Origin of the sequence: Streptomyces sp. NPDC058534 (genome assembly GCF_042717365.1) — a bacterium.
Lineage (GTDB): Bacteria > Actinomycetota > Actinomycetes > Streptomycetales > Streptomycetaceae > Streptomyces.
Genome location: NZ_JBHXNW010000061.1, coordinates 1 through 5088, shown reverse-complemented (window position 1 = coordinate 5088; position 5088 = coordinate 1). Strand labels below are relative to the sequence as shown.

At 67.1% G+C, this 5088-nt stretch carries 5 protein-coding genes and 1 pseudogene; 4 read left to right on the top strand and 2 right to left on the bottom strand.

What is annotated here, in order from left to right; genetic code table 11:
• Positions 1-252: 252 nt before the first annotated feature.
• Positions 253-1480: pseudogene (locus tag ACFWR9_RS30270) on the top strand (RNA-guided endonuclease InsQ/TnpB family protein).
• A gap of 131 nt (positions 1481-1611) precedes the next feature.
• On the opposite strand, the gene ACFWR9_RS30265 reads toward ACFWR9_RS30270, so the two are convergent.
• Positions 1612-1818: a hypothetical protein gene (locus ACFWR9_RS30265; RefSeq protein WP_383847387.1), complete on the bottom strand. Its 207-nt coding sequence runs from the start codon at positions 1816-1818 to the stop codon at positions 1612-1614.
• Entirely contained in the window at positions 1815-2228 is a 414-nt protein-coding gene (locus ACFWR9_RS30260; RefSeq protein WP_383847457.1) for an ATP-binding protein, read from the bottom strand. The genes ACFWR9_RS30265 and ACFWR9_RS30260 overlap by 4 nt, the downstream gene beginning before the upstream one ends.
• Before the next feature lie 569 nt (positions 2229-2797).
• On the opposite strand from ACFWR9_RS30260, the gene ACFWR9_RS30255 reads away from it, so the two are divergent.
• The 3 genes from ACFWR9_RS30255 to ACFWR9_RS30245 all read left to right on the top strand — a co-directional run bounded on the left by ACFWR9_RS30255 (position 2798) and on the right by ACFWR9_RS30245 (position 4999).
• Entirely contained in the window at positions 2798-3661 is an 864-nt protein-coding gene (locus ACFWR9_RS30255) for a hypothetical protein (protein ID WP_383847385.1), read from the top strand.
• Positions 3646-4185, top strand: a complete 540-nt coding sequence (locus tag ACFWR9_RS30250) for a GNAT family N-acetyltransferase (RefSeq protein ID WP_383847384.1) — start codon at positions 3646-3648, stop codon at positions 4183-4185. The genes ACFWR9_RS30255 and ACFWR9_RS30250 overlap by 16 nt, the downstream gene beginning before the upstream one ends.
• Positions 4186-4609: 424 nt before the next feature.
• Complete coding sequence (locus ACFWR9_RS30245; protein ID WP_383847382.1) at positions 4610-4999, top strand: hypothetical protein; 390 nt, start codon at positions 4610-4612, stop codon at positions 4997-4999.
• Positions 5000-5088 lie beyond the last annotated feature (89 nt).

Below are 5088 nucleotides of genomic sequence, written 5' to 3'. Positions count from 1 at the left end.
GGCTTACCCGCGGGGTCGGAATCGAACCCGGGTGCCGCGACGCGGAGCGTCGCCGAATCCGGTCCAGGGCGCGGAGCGCCCATAGCGCTGTCACTGCCGTGCCGCTGGAGTGATGTGAACACTTGTGCCTGTGGTCGCTGGTGGGGGTGGCGGTTGCGGGATCGGGGGGTGTTTGTGCGGCTGTCGTACGTATGGTCCTTCGCGGGAGTCGGGACGGCACGGTTCCTGGCCGCTGCTGTGAAGGGGGGCGAGATGGCGCAGGTGGGGGCGGATGTGGGTGCAGGGGTCGGGCATGCCCGGTACAGGTACCGGTTGCGTGTGTCGTCGGCTGCCCGTACCGCTCTGGCAGCGGAATGGGGTCGGTGTCGCTGGCTGTGGAACGAGTGCGTCGCCAAGTCCAGGGCCGTGCACCTGCACAACAGGGCGACCGGCGAGAAGACCACGTGCGGCCCGGCCCAGCTCGACAGGATGCTGACCGGGGCCCGCGCCCGTACGCCGTGGCTGCGGGAGGGCTCGTCGGTTCCCCAGCAGCAGGTCATCCGCGACTTCGGCCGCTCCCGTACCAAGGCGCAGCAGGACATCGCAGCGAGCCTGCCTGTGGCGCGCCGGGCCGGGATGCCCACATGGAAGACCAGACGTGAGGCACTGCTGACCCTCAACTACACCAAGCGCGGGTTCCGGCTGAAGGACGGCCGGCTGCACCTGGCGGGTGGCATCGTCGTCTCGGTGGTGTGGTCGCGGGAGCTGCCGGCCGAGCCGTCCTCGGTACGCGTCTACCAGGACAGCCTCGGACAACTGGTACGCCTCCTTCGTCGTCCCCGCCCAGATCCAGCCCCTGCCCAGGACCGGCCGCGTCCTCGGCGTCGACTGGGGCGTGAAGCAAACCGCGACCACCACGTCCGACGCCCACGACCTGCCGCATGCCGGGCACGGCAGGAAGACGCGGGCGAAGCTAACCCGCTACGACCGGATGATGGCCCGCCGCAGGCCGAAAAAGGGCCGACCCGGATCGAGGGGCTACCACGCGGCGAAGAAGCTGCGGGCGAAGGCGCACAAGAAGGCCGCACGGCAGCGTGCGGACACCGGCCGTAAATGGGCGAAGAAGGTGGTCCGTGACCATGATGCCGTCGCGGTCGAGGACTTCCGTCCGAAGTTCCTGGCCAAGTCCACGATGGCCCGTAAGGCCGCGGACGCCGCCATCGGCGCCACCAAGGCCGCTCTGATCGAGATGGGCCGCAAACACGGGCGGGACATCCGCATGGTCCACCCCGCGTACACCACGATGGACTGCGCGCAGTGCGGAGCGAGAGCCAAGCACGCACTGCCGCTGGGTGAGCGCACCTACACCTGCACCGCCTGCGGAACCGCGTCCCCACGGGACAAGAACTCCGCACGCGTCATGCTCGTCCGGGCTGGTCTCAACCCGGCTGGTGCCGAGGGCGGAAGACCTCCTGGAGCGCCGCTCCAGGAGGCAGCCTGAGCCAGGAATCCCCTTCCCTTCAGGGAGGGGAGGATTCAATTGAAGGCTTCCGGTCGGCCGATGTCGATGGCGAGGTGGAGTGCCCTCGTGAATACTGGCCGCCCAGTCAGGGGAATGCGCTGCTGCCACGGTCAGGTCTCCCGCTCCCTCTTGATCCGCTCCTTGCGTGACACGGTGACCGACAGCAACTCGGCGTCTGAGGCCGTCCAGGTAAGGGCCCACGAGTACATCTCGCGCAGGATGTACATCCCGTTCTTCACGTCGGTAACGACGCCCTCCTTGCCTGCCTTGGCGTCGTAGACCTGGTCGCCGACCCATGGGGGCTTCTCCTCTGTCATCGGGTTGGCTCGCTCTTCAGCTCGGCCCAGACCTGCTTGCCCCACCGGTAGAGGTCAGTGCCCCAACGCTCGGCCAGGGCGTCGACCAAGAGGAGACCACGGCCTCGGACCTGCTCGCCGTGAAAGTCGGTCCGCATCATCGGAATGGCCTTCGAGCGGTCGACGACTCCGATGCGAACGCAGTTGTCGGCGAGCCGCGAAACGACCACGCGGATCGAGGAGAGCCGCCCGTGGCCCACCGCGTTCGAGACCAACTCGGTCACCACGACCATGGCGTCATCGATCTGTTCGTCCAAGCTCCAGGCGGCCAGCGCGGTACGGACGAGCCTTCGGGCCGCGGCTGCGCTCTCCGGCTCTCGGGGGAGAGTCTCGGAGTAGCCGGGGTGCCCCGTAGGACGTGGCGTTGCCATCACAGTCATCAGGACCTCTTGGGTGCGGTTGCGGTGTGGCCGTACCTGAGTGAACGGCTCGTGACCTCCCAGGGGCAGGAAAAGTCCGTGGCGCGTGCATCGGCACCCACCGGAAATTTCTCTGCCATCCCTGCTACTGATGGGCACTCAGTCACTACGGTGGGTATGTGGCGGGGAACGAAAGCCTCAGTAGCGTCATGTCCGAGAGCGGGCTCACCCAGGCCGAGTTGGCGGACAAGGTGAACGCTCACCTGATCTGTGCAGGGCACGAGGGAACGGTCAGCGACCGCACCGTCCGCAACTGGTTGACCGGAAGAACAGGGTGGCCCCACCCTCGGCAACGCGAGGCGTTAGAGGCAGTATTCGGCTGCACCGCCGGAGAGCTGGGCTTCAGCCCACCGGCGCGAAGACGACGCACCTCAAACCCTGCGGAGGACCCCGTGAGGCGCCGGAACTTCCTCACAGCCGCCAGCGGCACCACGGCCGCTGTGGTGGTTCCCTTCGCGGGAGCCCTGCCCCAGGTAGGGACTTCCGACGTCCTTCGGCTCCGCGTTGGGTTGGACGCCCTGATGGAGCTGGACCGCAGCAGAGGGGGCCACGAGGACCTGGAGCGGGCTGCGTTGGCCGGCGCCGCCGAGGCCCTGGGGAAGCAGAGACTCGGGGCCACTCAGCGCATCCGCCAGCGGCTCTTCTCCGTGGCCGCCAACTACACGGCCACAGCTGCTTGGAGCGCGATCGACGCCCGGCAGATGGACCGGGCTTCCCAGCTCCTGGGCCGTGCCCTGTACCTGGCAGGGATGGCCAAGGACCCCGCCGCCAAGATGCGGGTCTGGAACTCCTACGCGATGCTCGCGCACCACCAGGATGAGTATGCCGAAGCCGTCGATGCCGCCTACGCAGCGCTGGGAACGACGATCGCCCGGCGGAACCCGCTGTACGGCTCTCTGGCTCACGCGCGTACGGCCATCGGCCACTCGAATCTCGGCGACCGCCAGGCCGCCCTGCGCTCACTGGGACATGCCCAGGAGGCCCTGAGCAAGGCGGAGACAGGCGAGTCCCGGCCATCGTGGATCGCCTTCTACGGGCCGGCTGAGCTGATGGCTATGACGGCCATTGTCCGGGACCGGATCGGGGACTCGGCCGAGTCCGAGGCCGCCTCCCACAAAGCCCTCGATGCCATCCCGAAGGAGTTCCGCAGGAACAGGGCTCTGGCCACGGCTCGGCTTGCCCTGGCCCAACTCCATCAGCGCGACGTCGATCAGGCGTGCACCACGGCCTCTACGGTCTTCACGCTGATGTCCGGCCGCCCCATCCCTGGACGGCTCCGATCTCTCCTCGGTGACTACTACCGGGACTTGATCACTCTTGCGCCAGACGCCTCGATCGCCCGAGAGTGGGGCGACCGCTACCGATCCGAATGGAGCCGACTGTGAGCGTCGCCGATCTGGATATCCGCCGCTTCGGGCATGACGACCTGCCGCAGATCCGGCAGGCCATCATCGATCTGCACGCCGAAGCGGCAGGCCCCGACCGAGACGACGACTTCAAGAAGAAGTTCCCCTGGTTCGTGGACCACTGGGGAGGCAACCCAGACTTCGCTTGTGTGATCGCTTACGAAGACGATGAGGCGGTGGGCTTCGCCTACGGCGCTCCCGCCGCCGAAGGCCGGGAGTGGTGGCGCGAGCATCTCGCCCCGGCGCCCGAGAAGACAGTGACCTTCTCGTACTCCGAGCTGGCCGTCAGCCCCAAGAAACGGAAGCAGGGGGTGGCGGACGCGCTCTCCCGGTCCCTCCTGGAGGGCCGGCTCGAGGACCTCGCCGTCCTCCTGGTCGACGTCACGCACCCTCGGGTCCAAACGCTTTACGAGTCCTGGGGCTTCCGGAAGGTCGGGGAGCGTCAACCCTTCCCGGACTCCCCGCTGTACGCCGTCATGCTGGCGGAGCTGCCGCTGAAGTAGGAGCAGCTATGGAGAAACGTCCCCGACCTCCACGAGGGGGAACGCCCCGGAAAGGAGGGAGTGGGACGACTCCGCCTCGCGGGGGTCCGTCATCTCCCCCGGTTCGCACTCTGGACGCTCGCGCGTATGCATCCCGGGATGCGTATCTCGATCGGGCTGGGCCATATCAGGATGTCGGGACGTGTGGGCAGCGGCAGCCGTAGGACTCGCGGGCTGACAGACCAGTAGATCCAGCTACGTGCCGCCAGGACCTAGTGGTTGCTCCGAGTGCTGAAGCTCGATCAGGAGCCGAAACTGGAACCCGCTGCTCTTCTGGACCGCGTCCTGGTCGCCACGACGACGTACACGCGTCACAAAACGATCTTGGACACCCTCGTTCTCGTCTCCGCAGGCGCCCCTTGGACCACACCACCAGGAGGAACCAGTGTCATACCCGCAACTGCTCACCCCCGAGGAGAAGCTCGCCGACGCGAAGAAGCTGTTGAGCCTCCCGCGTATCGTCGTGATCTGCGGCTCCACCCGCTTCATGACCGAGATGAACGAGGCCGATCTGCAGGAGACCAAAGCCGGAAAGATTGTCGTCAAACCGGGCTGTGACATGAAGTCGCCGCACGAACTCTGGTCCGATCCTGCCGAGGCCGAGGCGCTGAAGGTTCGACTCGACGATCTGCACCGGGCGAAGATCCGGCTCGCTGATGAGGTGCTCGTAGTCGGCGACTACATCGGAGACAGCACCCGAGCCGAAATCGCCTACGCCCGGTCGTTGGGCAAGCCCGTGCGGTTCACGCACCCCGAAGTCGACCCTGACGCCTAATGGGAGCTACGGAACCGGGGAATGCTCGGTTCCGTAGCCGCCAGCAGGTGAGCACTTTCGACGCCGGAGCCTTCGAGTTCTGCGGTCAG

What these genes read in the sequence shown, in the direction of transcription:
- ACFWR9_RS30265 (WP_383847387.1), bottom strand. Translation starts at nt 1,818, where the DNA reads ATGACAGAGGAGAAGCCCCCATGGGTCGGCGACCAGGTCTACGACGCC.
- ACFWR9_RS30255 (WP_383847385.1), top strand. Translation starts at nt 2,798, where the DNA reads ATGGAGCTGGACCGCAGCAGAGGGGGCCACGAGGACCTGGAGCGGGCT.
- ACFWR9_RS30260 (WP_383847457.1), bottom strand. Translation starts at nt 2,228, where the DNA reads ATGGCAACGCCACGTCCTACGGGGCACCCCGGCTACTCCGAGACTCTC.
- ACFWR9_RS30250 (WP_383847384.1), top strand. Translation starts at nt 3,646, where the DNA reads ATGGAGCCGACTGTGAGCGTCGCCGATCTGGATATCCGCCGCTTCGGG.